Annotated in this window: 26 protein-coding genes and 2 pseudogenes; 3 read left to right on the forward strand and 25 right to left on the reverse strand. The window is 35.9% G+C overall.

Annotated features, from left to right (window positions below):
- Positions 1-297 precede the first annotated feature (297 nt).
- The 3 genes from JCM21531_RS20095 to JCM21531_RS01850 all read left to right on the forward strand — a co-directional run bounded on the left by JCM21531_RS20095 (position 298) and on the right by JCM21531_RS01850 (position 2,662).
- Positions 298-720, forward strand: a complete 423-nt coding sequence (locus tag JCM21531_RS20095) for a hypothetical protein (protein ID WP_243467067.1) — start codon at positions 298-300, stop codon at positions 718-720.
- The gene (locus tag JCM21531_RS01845; protein WP_243467068.1) at positions 702-1,976 is read left to right on the forward strand and encodes a hypothetical protein; all 1,275 of its coding nucleotides are present in this window, start codon (positions 702-704) and stop codon (positions 1,974-1,976) included. Before JCM21531_RS20095 ends, JCM21531_RS01845 begins: the two co-directional genes overlap by 19 nt.
- A gap of 104 nt (positions 1,977-2,080) precedes the next feature.
- Positions 2,081-2,662 carry a hypothetical protein gene (locus tag JCM21531_RS01850; RefSeq protein ID WP_038286959.1) on the forward strand — a complete coding sequence of 194 codons (582 nt, stop codon included), beginning with the start codon at positions 2,081-2,083 and terminating at the stop codon, positions 2,660-2,662.
- 205 nt (positions 2,663-2,867) lie between these two features.
- Here the strand turns inward: JCM21531_RS01850 and JCM21531_RS01855 are convergent, their stop codons facing one another.
- The 25 genes and pseudogenes from JCM21531_RS01855 to JCM21531_RS01955 form a co-directional block, all read right to left on the reverse strand.
- On the reverse strand, positions 2,868-3,641 hold the full coding sequence (locus JCM21531_RS01855) for an SDR family NAD(P)-dependent oxidoreductase (RefSeq protein WP_094184715.1): 774 nt from the start codon (positions 3,639-3,641) through the stop codon (positions 2,868-2,870).
- A gap of 155 nt (positions 3,642-3,796) precedes the next feature.
- Positions 3,797-4,387, reverse strand: coding sequence for a hypothetical protein (locus tag JCM21531_RS01860; protein ID WP_038286961.1), 591 nt, complete (start codon positions 4,385-4,387; stop codon positions 3,797-3,799).
- Positions 4,388-4,535: 148 nt separating this feature from the next.
- Positions 4,536-4,697: a hypothetical protein gene (locus tag JCM21531_RS19110; protein ID WP_162149293.1), complete on the reverse strand. Its 162-nt coding sequence runs from the start codon at positions 4,695-4,697 to the stop codon at positions 4,536-4,538.
- Positions 4,698-4,741: 44 nt separating this feature from the next.
- On the reverse strand, positions 4,742-5,098 hold the full coding sequence (locus JCM21531_RS01865) for a hypothetical protein (RefSeq protein WP_038286963.1): 357 nt from the start codon (positions 5,096-5,098) through the stop codon (positions 4,742-4,744).
- Positions 5,099-5,133: 35 nt separating this feature from the next.
- Positions 5,134-5,289: a hypothetical protein gene (locus JCM21531_RS18845; protein WP_157833636.1), complete on the reverse strand. Its 156-nt coding sequence runs from the start codon at positions 5,287-5,289 to the stop codon at positions 5,134-5,136.
- A complete protein-coding gene (locus JCM21531_RS01870; RefSeq protein ID WP_038286965.1) occupies positions 5,286-6,011 on the reverse strand; it encodes an SH3 domain-containing protein in 726 nt (241 codons plus the stop codon). The genes JCM21531_RS18845 and JCM21531_RS01870 overlap by 4 nt, the downstream gene beginning before the upstream one ends.
- Positions 5,984-7,162, reverse strand: a complete 1,179-nt coding sequence (locus tag JCM21531_RS17545) for a M56 family metallopeptidase (RefSeq protein ID WP_094184716.1) — start codon at positions 7,160-7,162, stop codon at positions 5,984-5,986. The genes JCM21531_RS01870 and JCM21531_RS17545 overlap by 28 nt, the downstream gene beginning before the upstream one ends.
- Positions 7,163-7,288: 126 nt before the next feature.
- Positions 7,289-7,648, reverse strand: a complete 360-nt coding sequence (locus tag JCM21531_RS01880; protein WP_038286967.1) for a BlaI/MecI/CopY family transcriptional regulator — start codon at positions 7,646-7,648, stop codon at positions 7,289-7,291.
- 377 nt (positions 7,649-8,025) lie between these two features.
- On the reverse strand, positions 8,026-8,949 hold the full coding sequence (locus tag JCM21531_RS01885) for a DUF2935 domain-containing protein (RefSeq protein WP_038286969.1): 924 nt from the start codon (positions 8,947-8,949) through the stop codon (positions 8,026-8,028).
- 42 nt (positions 8,950-8,991) lie between these two features.
- Positions 8,992-9,120 carry a hypothetical protein gene (locus tag JCM21531_RS23430; protein ID WP_279378955.1) on the reverse strand — a complete coding sequence of 43 codons (129 nt, stop codon included), beginning with the start codon at positions 9,118-9,120 and terminating at the stop codon, positions 8,992-8,994.
- A gap of 76 nt (positions 9,121-9,196) precedes the next feature.
- On the reverse strand, positions 9,197-9,784 hold the full coding sequence (locus JCM21531_RS01890; RefSeq protein ID WP_038286970.1) for a hypothetical protein: 588 nt from the start codon (positions 9,782-9,784) through the stop codon (positions 9,197-9,199).
- On the reverse strand, positions 9,777-11,039 hold the full coding sequence (locus JCM21531_RS01895; protein WP_038286971.1) for an AAA family ATPase: 1,263 nt from the start codon (positions 11,037-11,039) through the stop codon (positions 9,777-9,779). The genes JCM21531_RS01890 and JCM21531_RS01895 overlap by 8 nt, the downstream gene beginning before the upstream one ends.
- A gap of 409 nt (positions 11,040-11,448) precedes the next feature.
- The gene (locus JCM21531_RS01900; RefSeq protein ID WP_038286973.1) at positions 11,449-11,820 is read right to left on the reverse strand and encodes a zinc ribbon domain-containing protein; all 372 of its coding nucleotides are present in this window, start codon (positions 11,818-11,820) and stop codon (positions 11,449-11,451) included.
- A 276-nt stretch (positions 11,821-12,096) separates the two neighbouring features.
- Positions 12,097-12,882 carry an amino acid ABC transporter ATP-binding protein gene (locus JCM21531_RS01905; RefSeq protein WP_038286975.1) on the reverse strand — a complete coding sequence of 262 codons (786 nt, stop codon included), beginning with the start codon at positions 12,880-12,882 and terminating at the stop codon, positions 12,097-12,099.
- A 14-nt stretch (positions 12,883-12,896) separates the two neighbouring features.
- Positions 12,897-13,558, reverse strand: a pseudogene (locus JCM21531_RS01910) (amino acid ABC transporter permease).
- Between the two features lie 80 nt (positions 13,559-13,638).
- Entirely contained in the window at positions 13,639-14,448 is an 810-nt protein-coding gene (locus JCM21531_RS01915; protein ID WP_038286977.1) for an amino acid ABC transporter substrate-binding protein, read from the reverse strand.
- Positions 14,449-14,565: 117 nt separating this feature from the next.
- Complete coding sequence (locus tag JCM21531_RS01920) at positions 14,566-15,009, reverse strand: pyridoxamine 5'-phosphate oxidase family protein (RefSeq protein ID WP_054846964.1); 444 nt, start codon at positions 15,007-15,009, stop codon at positions 14,566-14,568.
- A 183-nt stretch (positions 15,010-15,192) separates the two neighbouring features.
- Positions 15,193-15,702, reverse strand: coding sequence for an ATP-binding protein (locus JCM21531_RS20100; protein ID WP_243467069.1), 510 nt, complete (start codon positions 15,700-15,702; stop codon positions 15,193-15,195).
- A gap of 24 nt (positions 15,703-15,726) precedes the next feature.
- A complete protein-coding gene (locus JCM21531_RS20105) occupies positions 15,727-16,446 on the reverse strand; it encodes a histidine kinase dimerization/phospho-acceptor domain-containing protein (RefSeq protein WP_243467070.1) in 720 nt (239 codons plus the stop codon).
- A gap of 106 nt (positions 16,447-16,552) precedes the next feature.
- Positions 16,553-17,002, reverse strand: a pseudogene (locus JCM21531_RS01930) (response regulator transcription factor); the annotation flags it as partial.
- A 19-nt stretch (positions 17,003-17,021) separates the two neighbouring features.
- A complete protein-coding gene (locus JCM21531_RS01935; protein ID WP_038286980.1) occupies positions 17,022-17,612 on the reverse strand; it encodes a GrpB family protein in 591 nt (196 codons plus the stop codon).
- Positions 17,613-17,693: 81 nt separating this feature from the next.
- Positions 17,694-18,137 (reverse strand): GNAT family N-acetyltransferase, encoded by a 444-nt coding sequence (locus JCM21531_RS01940; protein WP_038286981.1) that lies wholly within the window; start codon positions 18,135-18,137, stop codon positions 17,694-17,696.
- Between the two features lie 35 nt (positions 18,138-18,172).
- Positions 18,173-18,790 carry a HEAT repeat domain-containing protein gene (locus tag JCM21531_RS17550; protein ID WP_054846965.1) on the reverse strand — a complete coding sequence of 206 codons (618 nt, stop codon included), beginning with the start codon at positions 18,788-18,790 and terminating at the stop codon, positions 18,173-18,175.
- Positions 18,791-18,871: 81 nt separating this feature from the next.
- Positions 18,872-19,171: a hypothetical protein gene (locus tag JCM21531_RS01950; RefSeq protein WP_038286983.1), complete on the reverse strand. Its 300-nt coding sequence runs from the start codon at positions 19,169-19,171 to the stop codon at positions 18,872-18,874.
- Between the two features lie 22 nt (positions 19,172-19,193).
- Positions 19,194-19,751: an NAD(P)H-dependent oxidoreductase gene (locus JCM21531_RS01955; protein WP_243467071.1), complete on the reverse strand. Its 558-nt coding sequence runs from the start codon at positions 19,749-19,751 to the stop codon at positions 19,194-19,196.
- Between the last annotated feature and the right edge of the window lie 382 nt (positions 19,752-20,133).

Raw genomic sequence — 20,133 nt, forward strand, 5'->3', positions numbered from 1 at the left:
AAATTCTAATCAGGGAGTGCGATTAACATGTTCATTTTACTTTTAATAGCATCATTTTTGACGGGATTTTGCATGTTAAAAAAATTCACCCAAATAAAAGCGCCAATTATGATGATTTCAGGTTCCTTTCTTTTAGGATGTCTTTTTTCCGGCACACTACTATACTGGATGGATATACTCTTTGTTAAAACTTTGAACGACTATTATATCAGTAATATAGTTTACCTTATAATATCTGCTGCTTTTATAATATACATATACAAGACAGAGGCAAAAATACATAAAGATTTATTTAAAGTGATAAAAGAGTTTTGTAGTGATAAAGTTGCGATAATTTGCTTTATTGCTTTTGTTTTGTTTTCAACGTGGTTTAATTATAATACCTTCAGGTTATCAGACGGAAATATAACCATCTCCGGGGGCGCATGGAGTGATATAACCTTTCACCACGGATTTGTCCGCTCCACAAGCCTTGGTCAAAACATTCCCGTAGAGTATGTTTTTTATGCCAACACCCCTGCAAAATATCATTTTTTATTTAATTACTATGCGGGTAAAATATCTCAAACAGGTTTGCATTCGGTTCATGCTTTAAATCTTATGTGTTCTTTAAGCCTTTCCTTTTTGCTGTTAATGATATTTCAGTTCGGAAGAACAGTATTTAAAAATGATGCTGTAGGAATACTTGGAGCACTTTTTTATTGTTTCACAGTTCATTAAGCGGATTAAAATGGATTTTTGACAATTGGGGATGGGATATATTTAAGAAAATTTACGAAAAAACCGGATGGTTGGCCCAAACTGATTTTGAAGGCTGGGGGCTTTTTAATCTGAATGTTTTCGTAAATCAGAGGCACTTTGCTTTTTCTTTGGCGCTTCTTGTTTTTATTGTTACATATGTGATTTCTCTATATGAAAAAGAAACGGAAAATTCAGAACCTGCGGAAGCTAAAAGCACTACACCAAACCAACATAATAATCGTTTATGGTTTTTTTCAAGCTGTTTTATAGGAGTCGCAGCAGGTCTTACTCCATATTGGAATTCTGTTGTAAATACAGCCCTGCTCTCTTTTTTAGGTCTATATACTATTATAAATATAAGAAAAAAAGACATCTTCGAACCAATGTTTGTCACTACTGCCATTGCAGGTTTTGTTTCACTGCCGCAGCTAATGAGATTTAAGTCAGGCTCCTCAAGCCTTAATGAATATCCCAAGCTTCATATCGGCTACGAGCTGAATCACTTTGATTTATTTGATTTGACAGAATATTATTTTAAGGTCCTTGGCTTAAAACTAATTATCGTTGTTATAGGGCTTCTTATTATATCCAACAGAAAAAAAATACTGTTTCTAATTCTCTCAATACCGTTCATACTGGCCAATTTACTGCAGCTTGGCGTAGTACTGTACGATAACAACAAACTCATGATTTCAACGCTCATATTTATAAATTGTCTGGCTGCCTACTATTTAGTAGAACTTTTCAAACTTAAACCCTTTATATTTAAAATTGTGTCCGTTGCCCTCTGTTTCAGCCTTATGTTCGCCGGTGTACTAGACTTAATGTCGGTCAAAAATCTTCGTAAAGTCGATGTAGCAGACAAATCAGACTTTACGCAGTGGATTATTGAAAACACCGAGCCGGGTTCTGTTTTCCTTACCCTCCCGACTATACAATATTATGACAATGCAGTATCAAATATACTTATGGCAGGCGGTAAAATATATGTACATAATGCAGCATCCTCAGCTTATAAGCTTGACGAACGTTTAAATAATCTAGACATCATATTCAGAGGTGAAAAAAGCTTTGAAAAAATAAAAAGTATTATGGAACAGGAAGGCATAGACTACATTGTGGTTAGTCCTGAGCTTAGAGAAAGCAAAGAATACAAAGTAAACGAGGAATTCCTTAGTCAAAATTTTGTAACAAAGTACAACAATAACGGTATTGCCGTTTACTCAATTTATTAGCGTTGGACAGCTATTTTCATTAGATATTCGTAATTTTATGAAGCAAAAATATTAAATATACGTCTAATACAAGACAAAAATATAAACATTAGGAGGAGCTCTTAATGATTAGTAAAAAAGTAGTTATTACTTTTGTATTTTGCCTTGCAGCAGCAGTGTTTACAGCTGCTACAAAAATAAACTCTTTTGGAGTACATATCAATGAGAAACCAAAAACTCAGGCATCAGCAGACGGGCAAAATATCAACCTCGCTAAATATGATATGAAGTATGAGGAAAGAACAATAAAAGACAAAGAAGAGATAAAAGAAAGGGCAGATTTTAAGTTAAAAGAGCCTAAATTTATTCCCGAAGGATTTAAAGAAACTGACAGTAGCCTTCTTGAAAACGGCTCAAGAGGAAAGTTTGACAAGATTTATGTCAAGCAATTTAAAGATAATACCGGAAGAAAAAGTATCCAAATATTTCAAAAGGAATGGGATGGAGAGTTTTCATTACCGGAACATATGTTGGCATATACCCATAGCATACAGCTTAAAGACGGAACAAAGGCTTGGTTATATGACCCGTGTGAAGATGCTGTTAATGTCCAGATCATGTTCTTAAAGGATGGTATTTATTACAATGTCTTTGGAGAACAGGTTGAAATTGATGATTTGCTAAACGTTATTAATTCTTTAGAATAACCAACTTAGGCTTTTGGAAAAGAGGATATAAAAATTTTGCGTAATATAAAATAGAAGCTCGGGACATCGAGTCCCTTCGCTTTTGCCTCTTTCATTTCATTCCAAGAGGCCAAATAAACAACTCCTTCTTGGCTGGAATTGTAAATAGCAGAGCAAGAAGGAGTTTGATTATTTGCAAATTAGTAAAAATAATTGAGATTCAAGTTTATACGCATGTGTATCCGCCATCTACAGGTATAATGGCTCCTGTAACATATGAAGATGCATCAGATGCAAGATAGACGGCAGTCGAATCCAGTTCCCCTTCTTTTCCGTAACGTCCTACCGGCACAGTTGCCTTCATGTAATTAGAAAAGTATTCGGTGTTCAGAGTATCCTCGGTAAGCTCCGTAACAAAGTAGCCGGGACATATCGCATTCACCGTAATACCGTATTTGGCCCATTCGGCAGCCAATGCCCTTGTCATATTTACCACACCGCCTTTGGCTGCGTGATAAGCAGTACTTGGATGAGCCATATTTCCAACCATACCGTATATGGAAGAAATGTTGATAATCCTTCCATAGTTATTCTTTATCATGATTTTGCCAAATTCCCGCGCAACCATAAAAACGCCGTTGAGGTCGACACCAATTGTGTTATACCACATTTCATCGGTAGTTTCTTCTGCCGAAGCTATACCGCCGCCACCCGCATTGTTTATCAAAATGTCAACCTTTCCAAACTCTTTCTCACTAAGTTCGGCTGCTCTTCGAATCATATCGATATTTGTAACATCACATTCTATGGGAAGGCACTTTACTCCCAATGCCCGAATTTCTTCCGCTACCTTCTCAAGTTTTTCCTTGCGTCTTGCCAAAATAGCAATGTCAGCACCCTGAGCTGCTAAAGCTTTAGCCATTTGAACACCAAGTCCCGATGAAGCTCCCGTTATTACTGCAACCCTACCTTCTAAGGAAAACAAATCTCTTTTCTGCATATCAAACACCTCTAAACTATATTTGATTAACTGCTATAAATATAATACCACATTTGGGACAAAAATTTAAATTTTGTTAAAAAAATAACAAAATAAGATATAGGTATAATATCAAACATTGATTACATTTAGAATATTAATATCTAAAAATCATATCATAAAGCAGCAGATAATTTTTGATTGACATGTATTTCCCGACCTCTTAAGCATCTATTTAACAATTTTGAATTTTTGAGATCACCTTTATATATTATTCGCCCGTCTAATTTGAGGAGACTTTGAGGTCTAACAAGATTTCTTGATATTTTAAAGTCTGCAATACCACTTTCATTCAAGATATAGTATACAAATTCCGAACAAACAAATCTTGAATTGTGGCATGCTTCCCTGTTTATTAAACTATTTATAAGTCCCACATAGTTGTACTTATACTGTCCGGCATTGGAAATAAAATACTCCAGCAAGGTTTTTGCCCTTTTGTACTGCTGTTTTGTCACCTCGAGCTCAATTACCGCACCGGGCAACACTTTACAGTACTTATATGTCCCTTTATTTAAATTTTCATGCTTAAATACACCAATGAAGGGATAGAACACATATTTCCTTCCGAAGCTATACATATTTGCAAGGTCTCTATCCATAGAAATAGCAGCGTGGGTAAATTCATCTCTTTTGAAAAATTGAATGAGCCTGGATATTATTGTATTTGTCCTTGTAAGAACAATATAAATATAAAACCTTTCCATTAAACTCCCCCATAAATGATTGAATATGCGCAAAACGCCGCTTTATTCGACAGGAAGCCCCCAAAAAACACATATATTTTTTAAAATAATTACATTTATAAGTTAATTATATTCATTTATAGGGGAAAAATCAACACATATCGGATTTTTAACAAAACAAAAAGAAAATGTCTATTTTTGCAATATTTCGACAAATATTTTTTCCAAACTGCTTTTTTACAATCCAAGGCATTATCATTCTCATTTTTTCAAAATCATCATGAACATTGTAATCCGGTTTCGCATGCCTTTCAAAATACACATTCGTCATAGTACTCTCATCTCAAAACTTTTGCTTACATCACCTCCCCGCTTTTATCCGGTTTCATATTTGTCAACACTCCACTTTCCGTCATCACCTTTAACAACCACAACATAAAAAGTGATTTGCGTTGACGGATATTGAGCAGATGTTTCTACAGTCTCCATATCAACTGATACAATAAATGCTAAAACCGAATCGGAATTTTCAATACGTAAAAAACGCGCATCTTCTACCAATTCTATTTTCTTTGCTCTAGCCCATTTCATCCCCCATACGTCGCCATCGTGAATAAAATTATTATTATGGTTTTCCGTACTTAGGATGCGCATTGCATCATAATCAGCTATCTCAAAAGCTGCAAAATACTCTTGCACTACTTGAAACGCTTTCTGCTCATCATCCGTCATTTCGTAAGGCGTTGGAATAAAGATGTCTTCTTTCTTTACCCAGCGACTACTCTGTCATAAGTATAATCGCCAAGAATTAAAACCCATCCGTTTATCTCTTTTTCAATATTGACAAAAAGTTCTGTGTCTGTTGTTCGAAAAGCATTTGCTTGAGAAAAAGGATTATCATAGATTACCGTTCCCTTCTTCAAAAAAGCCTGTCTAAAATAAAATCCCTCTTTAATATCTTTAGCAAGAATATAATCCCTGTTTTTAATCCATCCACCTCAGGCACATCCGTATCGGTACCTAAAGCAACAACACATGTTCTGTCCTCATCTATTATTAATATTCTCACCAAATTTCCTTTGTCTTCCACTGCCGAACCTACTTTTACACTATTCGCCATAATGATTCCGAAATTGCTTTCTGTGTGCTTTTTTTCATCGATTAAATTGCTCTTCTCAATCCAGAATTCTCCCGGTATCCTGTCAGCAGAACAAAGAACCCAATTCTCATATTTGCCTGTTATCCTGACAATAACACCATACTCCAATGCTCCCATGCTCTTGTAGTTTTCACCGGGCCCTGCCTTTGCAAGACAGTCCTGAATTACAACAGTTGCAAGCTGATAACTCTCCACCTTGCTTTTGTCAAACTGGGTATTTGCATCATATTCATCATCTTTATAAAAAACAGTATCGCTCCCCACTTTTATTAAATCCTGTTGATTTAAAATAGTGTCATTTAAGTTGCTTTGAAGCTCACCCTTTTTGTTGTAAAGTTCAATATTCTTTATCCCTGCCGTGGTATCTGCAACAACTATATATCCCTTATCCATAGAAACCGCTTCTTCAATTATGGATCCGTCATCAAAGAATATTTTAATCCTGTCAATTTCAACATCTACACTGTATCGCTTTCCCATTCCCATTTCTTTTTATCAAAATTGCCGTATACTATACTTTTCCCTTGATGCTCCACCAAATTTGCCGAAAAACACGGACTTATTGGCATATTTCCCGAAGCTTTAGCCACTATATTAAAATCAAAATCTATTAAAAACAAAAGGGAAAAATTTTCTCCTTCTCCAGAATATTTTTCGGTTAATACCAAATAGCCGCTGTCACAATCTTTTATGTTATAAATTATAAGAGAACCGTTGTTGGCCGGATCCGATTTTTTGTAGTATTCGCTGACAACTTCCGTAAGTTTTTTTCTGTCTTTTGCAGAAATCTTCCCTTCTTTAGATGCATTTGTGGCAAAAACAATCGAAGCAGTAAGAACAGCTGCAACCGCAACTATTACAACCCAGAACTTAGGCTTCTTGAAATTGAGTACATTTTTTATCCTGGTCTTTACATTACTCTCGCCAAAGGCCAAGGGAGCCACTGCCAACCCCTCTTTTCCCTTGACCGACATCGACAGGAGCGAATTCGAATAACCGCCCTTGGCACCTTCACCCAGCCTCCGAAGCACACTTTCATCACAGGACATTTCCATATCCCGGTTCATAAGAGCAAAACACAACCACATCAGGGGATTGAACCAGTGAAGAATGAGGGCAAGAAAAGCAATCAGCTTTATAAGATAATCCTTTCTGCGGATATGAGTCCGCTCGTGTTCCAATATGTACGACAAATCGGCACCCCTAATATCTGTGGGCACATAGATTCTCGGACGGATAAAACCACAAACAAAAGCTGTACCTATGGCATCCGTCTCAAAAACATTGCCCTCCACTAAAGTTGCAGTCTCAAGCTTTCTTTTGGTTTTTGCATAAGAAAAAATGCTATAAACCAACAACGCAATAACACCCGAAATCCAGACAAGACTAAAAACAGTTATCCATATGTCCATTGGATTTATGCTTGCCGCCGAGGCAGCCACAGAAACAGAAGCATTCACCGCGCTGTCAGCACCTCCTACACCGGCCTGTACATAAGGTACCGGAATCTGTCCCATATTTTGCGGTACATACGGAGATACTCCGCTTTTCGGCTTGGCATTTAAGTTTATGAGATTGAAAAGGCTAAGAGCAGATTCAAAGGAAAATGGACATACCAGGCGGAAAAGAAGAGGCATCCAAAGAATATAGGAAAATATCTTCGGAGCTTTTAAAAAGAAAACGGAGAAGGATAACGCCAATGGCTACATAGGATGCAGTAATACTCATGTTCACAACAGCTAAAAATAAATCTTGCAAAAAACTCATTTCACCGCCTCCTCTATAATCCGCTTAAGTTCCTCCGCTTCTTGCTCAGAAAGCTTTCGGTCGCTCAAAAAAGCAGTCAAAAATTTTGGTAGCGAACCGTCAAAGGTTCTCTCCAGCATAGCTCTACTTTCATATTTCTGTACATCCTCACGCTTAACCAATGAGGTAACGGTTGCATCCCTGTTTTGTAAAATACCCCGCTCGCAAAGCTTTTTTAAAACAGTATAGGTGGTTGATTTTTTCCAACCGAGTTTATCCGCACACAGTTTTACAAGCTCCGTGGAATTGACAGGCTCGTTGTCCCAGACAATACTGACGAATTTATATTCGGCATCAAACAGCTTGTATTTTTCCATTTAAATACCTCCATAGGTTTATTATGATAGACCCAATATAAGTCTATCGCATTAGACCTAATATGTCAATAATAATATAATAATTTGCGTGTTTGATTCAGCATGCCTTGCCTGAATGGGAATAAAAAATCCATATGCAGTTAGCGGAAATTCTGACGGATAATGCCTTAATGTATTCTCCTAAAAACAGGAAAATCTCACTGAAGGTTCAAAAAATAATAAAAGCTCAGGACATCGACTCCCTTCGCTTTTGCCTCTTTCATTTCATTCCAAGAGGCTAAACAAAATGGTGCTATATTGCTCAAGGTATATAGCACCACTGAAAATGTTTTGACTTTTCTTAATACACGGCATTGACTTCATTCCAAATACCTTTATTATCTTCCTTCAAAAATTTTAAGTAATCGCAAATAATGGTTTGCTTCTCTCAGAACGTGATCACCCAGAAGAGGTATGATAATTGATTTTATTTTACACTCAAGCAGGCCTTGCGTACCTTGGGCTTTGAAGTTTCGGAAATCCTCGGTTGCTTTTAAGCTTTCTTCAGTAACTTTAGCCGGTGGAATGGTCGCATCCATTGCCGCCTTTGCTTCAGCTGTCAATTGATCAAACTCATTTCCGAAATCATTAGCTTGATTAATCAAATTGCTTTCTGTAGGGTCAAGCAAACCTCGGATAAACTTGGCATGTTCTGCCATTTGTCTGTTCCAGAAAAACTCCAATCCGTAAGCTTCTTTTGCCAAATCTACCTCTTCTCTTCTTTGAAGTCTCCGAAGCTGCAGAAGGTATAATTCCGCCTCACGTGTTATGTGTAAAATCAATAAAGGATAGTTAAATGTAAACATCTTGCAGTTTATAGCATTAGATAAGATATCCTTTTTAAACTGTATTAACGCAGCAGTTGCATTTATTGCCCTTTGGTTAAGCACTGATACACATCGTTCAAGCACAGGGTTGGCTGTTATTATACCACCGCCAGCCAGTCCTGCTTCTGCCTGTGTCAGTTGAGTTGGTATACGTACTCCTGTAAAATATACGGTTGCCGTTTCTGCTTTCAAAGTAAAAGGTGTTATTACCTCTCCTGAATTTAGTATCTCGGGATTAACAACTCCGTTTGATAGAGAAACGGTTTCTCCTAAAATTCCGTCAAATTCCCTGCGAAAAGCATCTGCCTGTTGAATAAAGCTCGAGTCTTTCGGTGCAAACCCCACTTCAAGGAAAAATGAGTGTTCTTTCATAATCCTTGCAAAGAATAGATGTAAACCTAAAGACTGTTTTATAAATTCAATGCTCGAAAGCATGGTTTATGCCTCCCGATAAAAAGGTTAATTTCTAGTATTAATTTATGTTAACCTTTCGTGAATTGTTACGGGAATTTCCTCTGTCAAATACATCAGTGTTTTCGAGCTTTCATAGGGATATTCAGGCCGGCAGTCTGCAAGAAGTCTATCCAATGCGCCCATCCGTTTCACCGGAAATCTGTTATCAAATATACTAGCCCATCATCTTTCTTGTAGTAGTGTCACCTGCTTTTAAAATACACAGCTATTAAAAATGGTTGTCGTCATTTAAAGAACTTAGAAAACTTTCAAATTCATCTTTAGTATATGTACATACATTTCTAAAACAGTAATTTTTGAAAATATGTAAGCCAAATTTAATGTAATTCGTCTTACCCCATTTAGTAAATGTTTTTGCAATTCTATCTCTTGACTCCGATACTTGCACCCGGGTCTTAGGATCTTCATCGGTAGTATTATTCTTTTCCCCGTTATATACTAAAATATAGTCTGTGTGTTGTCGGGTATAGCTGATTCCTTTATTAATAATATCAGTTAATATAAGCAAACTATCGTATATCTTTTTCCTAATATCATATTCTTTTACACAGCCATTTTTAAACTCAATAAAAACCGACTTTCCATCGGATTTAATCAAAAGTGCATCATTTGATTTAGGAGTAGTAGCCAAGTCCAAATCTCTAATGTAATGATTTTTAACATTATCAAAATCTACAACTTCTAATAATGAATCCGTCATGGAATATTCAGAACCATCATTATGCTTATCTTTCGATGTTTCCTTTAATGTGGTCATATTTATCTTAAAAATTTCATAATCATCAACCTTAATCATTGTTATACCTCACATTTTCTAAATCTTGAAGCGGTCCGGCTAGTTTTCGATAAATTTCTTCAATATTCTCTGTAACGTCAGATATAATTGCTGCATCTTCATCCAAATCAGCAATGTAATACTTACACCTATCCGCAATTTTGTGCTTTGCAGCATAAACTTCAATAGCATTTAAAAAATACGGACTGTGAGTGTTTAATAGAATACGCACGCCAAATTCTTTCTGCAATAAAACTATCAATTCGGCAAAAATTAACTGCCATTCCGGATGTAGATGTATTTCCGGCTCATCAAGAATTATTGTTCCATTTTCTTCTAAACTCCTATTTAACAAAAGTGTTTTTAATATCACAAAAGTTTTTAATCCGGTAGATATGTTTCTAAGTTCTAGAACTTCATCTTCTCCAGTTTTTTTATATCCATAGTTGGAATACTTATTTTTAACCAACTCACCACTACAGATATTGTTAATCTTCGAATAGATGTTTTCCAGTTTATTTGCAGTTAACATCTCATTTATAACATTATCTTTGGAATTATCAAACAATTTTAATTTCAAATGGTGCCTATGATCTATATAACGTCCTAACGGAAATCCCCTATACATACCTTCATCCAAAACAAACGGGTCATCAATATATATTACCTCGGTGTTTAAATTGAGTACATTTGAAATAGATTGAACTTTATGAGTTTGAACTTCAATTAAAATCGTTTCGTTATTAATTATAAGTTCTATGCCACCTTTGCTATTGGCATAAATATTATTAACTTGTCCGTTGAATTCTGTATTAATTTTTTTTGTAAGTATTGTTTTTAGAATTACATCACGAGGAATGCTAATGACTTCTAATATTCTGTTTACCATTTCTTCTTGAGGAAATTGTGCCAAAGACTGCATATTGTGTTTATCAAGCTGGACAACAAAATCTCTCAACTCTTGTTTTAGTAATTCAGGATTGCTCTTATATTTCTCTTCGTCGTTAATTATGGAGCTTATAAAAGCCTCGATAAAACTACCGTGTTCCGTTTTAATGTAAGCATTAAAAGATACCGGTGATAAAATATGTTTTATACTTTCTTCTCTTTCTTTGTATATTTGATCATCTATTTTATAAAAACTATTAAAAACACTATATAATATCTTCCCAACAGTACTTTTACCGGTATTATTTTCACCGGCAATAACAGTAATACCATTAAGGTCTACCGTTGCCTCTTTTATTTTACATATGTTTTTTAAGGTTAATCTCATATAAAACAGCCTCCTCAATATACTTTAAGACACAATACTCGAAAATCTTGCGAATTCAATTTTATCAACGGTAAACTGCAGGTTCCCAGGCTCCTTGCGTGCACAATATTCCATGCTGTTCAATTTACACTACAAATCAACAGAAAAATGACAAATTTAATTTACTGATACTAGAGTCACGTATTAAAAAGCAAATAATTGGATATTGCTACTACTAAATTGGGATAGCTGTATAAAAATTTACATTTTTATTGTACAACACTAATTATAAACATATTAATTTAATCGCTGTGAAAAAGTCAATATTTACTATAAAAATATCTACGGTATAAGTAAGAACCCATCTTGTTTCTTTTGAAAGAGTATAAATCTGCATATAGCAGAACAACAATTATTCTTCTTTTAAGAACTAACATTTCCCTCCGCAATAAGGGCAATAATTATATTCTGCAGGTACATCGGTTTTGCAATTTGCGCAATATTTGAAAGGCGAATAACAGTTAATCTTCTGCAGATTTTCCTCCCTGATTTCTGTGGAAGGATTTTTTTCAAATTCCTTTCCTACGAAAGGATCCAACTCATAAAGACAGCCGCAACATGATGTTTTAACAATATATTTAACATTCCATCTGAAAATAGGTACAAAAAATATATGAAAATATCTGTAATACTTGTAAATTTCATATCTGGCCAATCTTCCACATGACAAACAAGTAATATTGTTGTAGGTACCTATATACTTATCTTTATCCTGTATGCCAAAGATTGCGAAAAAGAACATATGACTCACTCTTTCTCTCCATTATTACTTTATACTTATAATATAACCACTAAAAGAGAATAATTTCTATATATTTTTCAATGTTTTATCGGAGGCAATCCACAACGCCATAACACTTTCTCCTTTTATAATTATAAATAAAAGCTCGGGACATCGAGTCCCTTCTCTTTTGCCTCTCTCATTTCATTCCAAGAGGCCAAATTAAAAGACGTGAAAGTATCCCCTCCACGTCAATAATCCAAACTTATAAATTCATCAATTCTATATGCTATTATCTTAATCTTTTTTATATCGGGCCAGAAACTGCTTAGTTCTCTCTTCTTTAGGGTTTCCAAACACTTCCTGTGGATGCCCCTGTTCAACAATCACGCCACCATCCATAAAGATAACACGGTCTGCCACATCCCGGGCAAAATCCATCTCATGAGTCACAATAATCATCGTCGTGTTACGATCCGCCAAATTCCTAATTACTTTCAGCACTTCCCCGGTAAGCTCAGGGTCTAAGGCAGAAGTAGGCTCATCAAAGCACAAAATGTCCGGCTCTAGAGCTAAAGCCCTGGCAATAGCTACACGCTGCTGCTGTCCGCCGGATATCATATGGGGATAGCAGTCCAACTTATCCGATAGACCGACCTGGGAAAGAAGCATTTTTCCCCGATCCTGAATCTCCTTCAAAATAGCTTTTTTATTCTGTTTGAAGTCAGGGCGTTCTTTGGCTAAAAGTTCTGCCGCCAATGTAACATTTTTTAAAACTGTATATTGAGGAAACAGGTTAAAATTTTGAAAAACCAATCCAAAATGAAGACGTTTTTTTCTTACTTCACTTTCCCGTTGAGTGGCAGGGTCCATTGCGTCAAAAATTACCTCATTATTTACAATGATGCTTCCTTTATCAGGCCGCTCCAGAAAATTAAGGCACCTGAGCAATGTGGTCTTTCCGCTGCCGGATGAACCTATAATGGAGATTACTTCTCCTTTTTCCAATGAAAAATCAATCTTTCTCAGAACCTGTACGGTTCCAAAACTTTTCTCAATACCTTTTACTTCTAAAAAAGCCAACAAAACCCCTTCTTTCAAACACGGAAATAACTAAGCTTCTTCTCTACCCAATCAAGGAGTACGGTTAACACTCCACCAAAAACAAGGAAATATATACCTGTAGCAAAGAGAGGCCAGATAAGTCCTTTATTGGTGTATTCTCCAGCCATCATAATAATTTCTTTATTTGCAATAATACGGGCAAGAGACGTATCCTTCACCAAGGTAATTACCTCATTGCCGATTGGAGGAACAATACGCTTTATTACTTGCAGCAGTGTTACATGAAAGAAAATCTGTCCTTTTTTCATGCCCAAAACCTGGCCCGCTTCATATTGTCCCACTGGTATGCTCTCAATACCGCCTCGATAAATCTCCGAAAAATAACAAGCATAGTTGATAATAAAAGCAACGGTTGCAGCAACAAAACGTCCCGATTCACCGCTTGGCCAGGAAAAAGGCATATTCAAAAGACCCGGCCCAAAGAAAATTACTATAAGTTGCAGCATCAGCGGCGTTCCACGGATTATCCAGACAAAAGTCCGCACCACCCAGCGAAGAGGACGGAAACGGCTCATTGAACCAAAAGCAATCACCATCCTAAAGGCAGTGCAAACAAAAGTGTTAATATAAAAAGCTTACAATTGAGCAAAAAGCTCTCAGACAAACGACCGAAAATTACCAAAATCTCATTCATACTTTTTTACCCCAATATACAAACGCTAGGACAGAGGATTATCCCTCTGCCCTTAGCTCAATTTGTTATGTATAAAAAACTTATTTTGCAAGTTCCAATCCATACTTTTCAGCCAATGCTGCCATTGTACCATCTTCAAAAAATTCATCGAAAATCTTATTCACTTCTGCGCAAATATCAGAACCTTTGCGGAAGGCCACTCCATAATCCTCTTCAGCCAAGTAATCAACAATAACAATATCATTATAGCTAGTACCTTCACCGGTCATTGTTTTTGCCAAAGTTAAGTCCAACACAGCTGCATCAGCAGTACCGGATTTCAATTCCATCAAGCAATCTGTCTGCAATGTCTTAGGAACAAAGTTTGCCTGCTTCAAATTATCATCAGCCTTAACGGTGTTTTCACCGGCCGAACCCTGCTCAGCCACTACGGTCTTTCCTATTAAGGATTCCGTTCCGTTATAAGCAGTGCCTTCCTTCACCAAAACCACCTGAGCATTCTTTACATAAGGCTTGGTAATTTCCATTTTGGCCTTACGTTCATCATCAATTGTCAATCCATTCCAAATACAGTCGATAGATTTTGCATTCAGTTCCACTTCTTTAGTATCCCAGTTGATTTCAACAAATTCAGGTTCAAGCCCCAGCTTCTCACACGTCAACATTGCCAGCTCTGTGTCAAAACCGGTAAAAACGCCATTTTCATCTGTATAATTCATAGGCTCATAATTGGTGTAGCCAATGATTAGCTTGCCTTTACCTTTTACGTAATCCAAATCACTTCCATCCTGTGTTTTATTGGCTTCCCTACTGCCACAAGCTGCCAAAGCCAAAACCATTGTTAGCGCTAAAAGCAGCGACATTAGTTTCTTCATTTTTAATTTTCTCATCTTTAATTCCCCCAATTTCAATCAAAAATACTTTTTCATTATATCACGTTAACATAATAAAGCAAAGACTTTTTAATCACATAATAGCGTAATATGTTCATATATAGCTACCGGAGTCTATGCCTCGTATGGATTGGCTTTATTATAATTCTCCCTTGCTTCCTTCCAGTCGACCAATAGATTATAACGTTTTGATTTGAAGCGCAGAACACAATAAGAAGGATCTTCCGGTCCGCTGAAGTGATTTAAAAGACCGTCATACCACATCTCTCTTTTTATCTCCGGATCGGTCAATACTTCGATTTCCCCAACTAAAGTAATGTTGTAGTCATCTGAATTAAAGCAAACACTGGCCCTGTTACATTTATCAATCCGGTTAGTTTTTGGTGCGCCTAATCCGGTACAGAAAGTAATCCAGTTGATTCCATCAGCTTTTGAAGCTGTAATTGTAGATACTGTAGGATAACCATCCATATCTATCTGAGCCAATACACAGTATGTTCCTTCTCCTGTGTTTTTTTCAATAATCTCCCCTGCCCGCTTGAGTATATCCTGATTCATTCTGACCTCCTGACTTTTGTTAATAAATCTCAGTATTTCACTCATTCGTTGACTGAATTTATGCCTTTCAAATCGGATTATCTTATTCTATTGCTAAGGAATTAAGGATGAGCCTAACCTTCTTTTACCTGCCATTTAAAATTATTTTATCACATAAAAACAGACGAATCATTAAAGCTTTGATTATTCTTCCTTTCGAAATACAGGAATCTTAACCGTAACGTCCCCTCCGCCATTCTTGTCATTCGATAATATAAGTTCTCCCTTGTATTTTGTAATAACGGTATTTGCTAAAAATAATCCCAACCCGTGATGCCCGTTTTTTGACCTGCTTTCATTCTCCATAAAGAATTGCTCTTTTCCATACTTTAGTGCCTTATTAGAAAAGCCTTTGCCTTGGTCAGTTACTTTGACAGTCAGTTCAGAATTATCCGCAACACTATATATCGTAATTGTTGAGGCCTCCGGAGAAAAATCAAATGCATTTTTAATTATATTCATAATTGCACGTTCGAATTCATTTTCAGAACCTTTAATATATAAATTGTCTTCAACATCTACTTTCCAGACTATGTTAATCTTTTTTGCCTGACTTAAAGCCTCACTTTGAATTTTTAAAGAATTTAAAACTTTTGTAACCTTGATATTTTCGTCCGGTTGTTCTTTATCAATTTCCTTTTTTGTAAAACTCAATAACTTTTGAATATATGCATCTATTTACTGACTGCCTTTGACTATATACTCGCAGTAGTTTTTTTGCTCCTCCGACAACTCCGTTTCCTTAAGCAATTCGGCATTTCCTCTGACTATAGTGAGAGGTGTTCTTATATCATGGGCCAATGCTGCAACCTGCTCCCTCTTTTGCTTCTCCAATAACCACTGTCCCTCCAGCGAAATCTTTAAAGAGCTTTTCATCTTGTCAATCCCGTTAAGGACCATACCTATCTCTTCTATATTGCTGCTACCCACGCTAAAATCCAAATCCTGTTCCTGTATTTTTTCCGTAGCTTCAAGAAGGGTTTGCAATTCAACATTGACCTTTTTGGCAAATCGATTGGACCACAAGACAATTATTGTAACCAGTTGAAGCAGAAACAAAATTAGAGTAACCAGTTCTGCATTGGGTAAAGCTCTTCTCAATTTGTCATTTTTAAATTGCATCGTTAAGGGGTATCTAATAATCAATATATCGTTTTCTCTCACAATCCCAACAATATATTTTGACAAAACTGCTGTTTTGTCCCCTTTACTATAAGCATCCCAAAGCGTTTTCTCATTTTTAGGAGAAAAATTTCCATATAAGTAGTGTCCATCTTTTGAATAAACACCAAAACTACACATTGGTGTTAACAGCTCCATTGTTACCTTGGGGGAATTCTTTAGCTTTTCATAATTTTTTTCAATCACTTTTTCAGAATAATTTGCGGGATACAACATAGAAGTTGAAGCAACCATGAAGTAATTGACTAAAAACAAAGTAATAATCAGAGCCCCAAGAGATACAACATACTCAATAAAATCGTTCGAAGATTTTTGCTTTTTTTCACTCCCATTTGTACCCTATCCCCCAGACTGTTTTAATTGGTTTTTCTCCAAATTGCATGAATTTTGCCCGGATATTTTTAATATGCTCAGCAATTGCGCTTAAATTGCTTTCCTTTTCAAATCCAAAAACATATTCAAATATTTGCTCCTTTGAAAAGACCTGACCGTGATGAAGGGCTAAATACTCACATATTTCATATTCACTCTTGGTAAGAGGAATCTTATTATCCATAACAAAGCACTCTTTACCGGACATTGAAAATCTAGTTTTACCTACACTAATCGAGTTTATCTTTTTTCTTTGCTCCCTTCTAATGTGGGCATCGACTCTTGCACGAAGCTCTTGAACCCCAAAAGGTTTTGTCAAATAATCATCTGCTCCCAGGCCCAATCCTTTTATAATATCCGCTTCCTCTGTTTTTGCTGTGAGAAATAAAAAATGCAAATCATAAGGAGGCCTATTTGATTCATAAATTAAATGCCGGTACATACTTTCCTTTTAATTCATTTTTCGCGGCCCGTGTCGCTTCTTTTATAAATTCGGATTTTGCTTCTGTATATCCATCACGATTAAATTCGTATATCTTTTTAAGTTCCAGCTTGAGCTTACCGTACCTTTCAGCCAAATCAGGATTACTAATCAAATAATCTCTAAAATATAATTCATCCCAATCTCCAGCATATCTCACGTGGACATGATAAGCTTGACCTTTAAATCCTTCCGGAGTATATCCCTTTAGAAACATCATATGCGGAGGAGGGTTATCAACCTGAGGGCTATAGATATAACCGATGGACTCCATCTTTCTTATTATGTAGTCATTCTCAACATGTTCAAATACTTCAAGCAAAATATCAATTGTTGGCTTTGCTATCATTCCGGGAATTGACGTACTTCCATAATGGTTTATTCTAAAAATGTTTTCAACTCCAATTGCTTTTTCAATATGTAATTTTTCTTCGCTATAAAGCCTGGGCCAATCTTTATTGTATTCAGTAATTGTTATCGGAAATAATCTCCTCAACTCTTCGTTGTTCATTTCACAAAGTTTTTTCATTTTACTTATCAACCTTTATTCTTCTTTGTAAACATTTTTCAAATTCCGCTTTACGGATTATGCAACTGTAAGAGGCATACTTCAGAACTCTTTCTTTAAATAAACCATATCAACCAATTGAACCCCGTCCTCATACATAAGGTGGTCATAGTTATCTGTAAAAAAATTTTCAACTCTGTGTGATACTTTAAATCCACAGCTTTCATAAAATCTAATTGACCGAGGAACGTCTCCTGTACCAACTAGAAATGTTTTACACTTATCCTTGTAGTACTCAAATATATAATTTATCAGGTATCTTCCGTAACCTTTTCCACGGTACTTTTCATATGTAGCTATGTTTTTCAGTTCAAATATATTTTCACCCTCCTGCGTTACAACACAGATGCTTTTTAAATCTCCATCATATAGGGCAAATACATCTCCACGGTCTAAATATTTATCGATCATATCCTCCTGTTCATCTGCCAGGAGTAATAAATCTAAAAAATCCTTTTTATTTTCCTTAATATGTTTAACTTCCATTCTTGACCTCCTACACGTCAAAATCCTTTTAATCATTATTCCATGTTTTTAAGAATAACTTTTAAAGCACCCTTTGCGTGAATACGTGTTACTCTGTCTTCATCCTCCAGCTTTTTCTCAAGCTTCTTTATAGATCTCTCTACTATGTCGGGTCTTGATTTTCCCATTACTCTAAAGAATTCCGGTGATTCACCTCTTACATACTCAGTATCCGGATCATCCAGTAAACTTTCATAAATGTCTATGTACTTTTCAAAAATCTCAGGCTTTGTATTTGCTATATTTTCAGATGCCCAAATCATACTGTGCCTGACTTTTGCACATTTATCTCTAAACATATGTATTATTTCTTCTATTCTGCTCTCTACTAATCTTGGATCAGCCCTTCCGATCCATCCTAATGCAAATAGTGCATTTTCTCGTATTTTATCACTATACCACTCCGGTCTGTTTCTTCCGATTTGGCCGGCTGTCCAACAGGCATATGAGCAAATATCCTCATCACTATGATGTAACTTATTTTTAATATCAGCAATTATTGTTTCAACCGCATTGGGGTTGTGAAAAGCTACTCTTGATATTACCTTTAGTGCTTGAAGTAATACTTTTTTATTATCAGTATTTATTTCCAATACTGCTTGTTGAAAGTCCATAATTATTTAAGCTCCTTATAATAGGTGTATCGAATTACTAAATGAAGAAATCTTTTAATATTAAACTTCCGGCACTACGCCCTATTCTTTCGCTTTCTCATCCTGCTCACGAACATAATCCCAATACTCGGAAGGTGTTTTTTCTTTTTCGTGTACAATTAATTCGCCAATCTGAGCTATCGCCTTAATTTTGTCATTTATAAATTGCTGAAAACAATTAGGCACATGGTCTTTATAGTATATGTGTAATGCCACACACTCTTGGCATTTGCCGTGCCACTCGCATTTCACTTTCGGACAGGAACATTTTAGGTTTTCCGGATCTTTTAAAATTGACCTGATTTCTTGCACCACAGAATAAAAGTCTTCTTTTGATCTCATTTTACTTCCCTCACTTTTTTTATTATATCCACCCGTTATCAATCCAATGCTGATTGTCAGCAGAAGGAGTTTCTTCTTTTTTCAGCAGTCCTTTGTGAATCATTTTACATATATTAAACAGAACTCTTACCTTAAGTCCCATGTGTCCGGGTTTAAACGAAACGTACTTTTCAGCAAGATTAATGACCTTTCGATTAATTTTATTTTTCCGCTTATCGGATAATTCTTTCCAATTAACTCCCTCTATCAGCCCAAATCCAAGACATCTTACATCGGAAATTCCCAACCATTGAAGACTGGTTGCAATATCCTTTTGCGCTTCCCTGTTTGAAGCACCAATGCTGTTCATAAGAATAACGGCACGCTTTGTAAACATTGCTTTATCAGGCCGATGAACCATCCAGTGACAACATAAGTGATCAAGCAACGCTTTCATTTGAGCGCGGGTGTGCAAAGCATATACCGGAGCAGCAAAAACAAGCAAGTCAGCCTTAAGCATTGCATTCCAAATAGGCATTGTATATTCTGCATGGGGGCATAGTTTTCCATCTTTGAAAAATTTTCCTTTTCTTATGTTCAATTTTTATTTATTGTACCATATTTTTAAGTTTACTTCACCCAACTCTAGAAAGAACCGTAAAGATACTCTCTTTTCTCTATCCGTTATTCCGGCCAATTCATCTCATTGTCTGAAATACCCATTTTGCGGCATTCATTACATACATAATCTTTTTCCATCTGATTTCCAATATGATACTTTAGAATCTTATCCTTAAATACGATAAACTTTACGTTACCTGCCTTAAAATCTACAAACTAATTTAGACCATTATCCGGTTCTGAAATCATTACTTTGGAAATTTGCTCAGGAAAGTCTTGTTTATCGCATATAAAAAACAGAACTGTCCAATATTTTGGTTTTCCACATGTATTCCAAAGTTCAACTTTATGTATATTATTTG

This window comes from Acetivibrio straminisolvens JCM 21531 (genome assembly GCF_000521465.1).
GTDB classification, from domain to species: domain Bacteria; phylum Bacillota; class Clostridia; order Acetivibrionales; family Acetivibrionaceae; genus Hungateiclostridium; species Hungateiclostridium straminisolvens.

Bases quoted from the DNA above. Each gene is read 5' to 3' on its own strand.
- JCM21531_RS01935 (WP_038286980.1), bottom strand. From the start codon at position 17,612: ATGAAAAAACTTTGTGAAATGAACAACGAAGAGTTGAGGAGATTATTT.
- JCM21531_RS20105 (WP_243467070.1), bottom strand. From the start codon at position 16,446: ATGTTGTATCCCGCAAATTATTCTGAAAAAGTGATTGAAAAAAATTAT.
- JCM21531_RS01885 (WP_038286969.1), bottom strand. From the start codon at position 8,949: ATGCTTTCGAGCATTGAATTTATAAAACAGTCTTTAGGTTTACATCTA.
- JCM21531_RS01855 (WP_094184715.1), bottom strand. From the start codon at position 3,641: ATGCAGAAAAGAGATTTGTTTTCCTTAGAAGGTAGGGTTGCAGTAATA.
- JCM21531_RS01880 (WP_038286967.1), bottom strand. From the start codon at position 7,648: ATGGAAAAATACAAGCTGTTTGATGCCGAATATAAATTCGTCAGTATT.
- JCM21531_RS19110 (WP_162149293.1), bottom strand. From the start codon at position 4,697: ATGACGAATGTGTATTTTGAAAGGCATGCGAAACCGGATTACAATGTT.
- JCM21531_RS01950 (WP_038286983.1), bottom strand. From the start codon at position 19,171: ATGAGATCAAAAGAAGACTTTTATTCTGTGGTGCAAGAAATCAGGTCA.
- JCM21531_RS01860 (WP_038286961.1), bottom strand. From the start codon at position 4,387: ATGGAAAGGTTTTATATTTATATTGTTCTTACAAGGACAAATACAATA.
- JCM21531_RS01895 (WP_038286971.1), bottom strand. From the start codon at position 11,039: ATGAGATTAACCTTAAAAAACATATGTAAAATAAAAGAGGCAACGGTA.
- JCM21531_RS01900 (WP_038286973.1), bottom strand. From the start codon at position 11,820: ATGTTCTTTTTCGCAATCTTTGGCATACAGGATAAAGATAAGTATATA.
- JCM21531_RS01865 (WP_038286963.1), bottom strand. From the start codon at position 5,098: ATGACGGATGATGAGCAGAAAGCGTTTCAAGTAGTGCAAGAGTATTTT.
- JCM21531_RS01920 (WP_054846964.1), bottom strand. From the start codon at position 15,009: ATGAATCAGGATATACTCAAGCGGGCAGGGGAGATTATTGAAAAAAAC.
- JCM21531_RS01940 (WP_038286981.1), bottom strand. From the start codon at position 18,137: ATGGAAGTTAAACATATTAAGGAAAATAAAAAGGATTTTTTAGATTTA.
- JCM21531_RS01850 (WP_038286959.1), top strand. From the start codon at position 2,081: ATGATTAGTAAAAAAGTAGTTATTACTTTTGTATTTTGCCTTGCAGCA.
- JCM21531_RS17545 (WP_094184716.1), bottom strand. From the start codon at position 7,162: ATGCCTCTTCTTTTCCGCCTGGTATGTCCATTTTCCTTTGAATCTGCT.
- JCM21531_RS01915 (WP_038286977.1), bottom strand. From the start codon at position 14,448: ATGAGAAAATTAAAAATGAAGAAACTAATGTCGCTGCTTTTAGCGCTA.
- JCM21531_RS01890 (WP_038286970.1), bottom strand. From the start codon at position 9,784: ATGATTAAGGTTGATGATTATGAAATTTTTAAGATAAATATGACCACA.
- JCM21531_RS01870 (WP_038286965.1), bottom strand. From the start codon at position 6,011: ATGGGAATGGGAAAGCGATACAGTGTAGATGTTGAAATTGACAGGATT.
- JCM21531_RS17550 (WP_054846965.1), bottom strand. From the start codon at position 18,790: ATGGACTTTCAACAAGCAGTATTGGAAATAAATACTGATAATAAAAAA.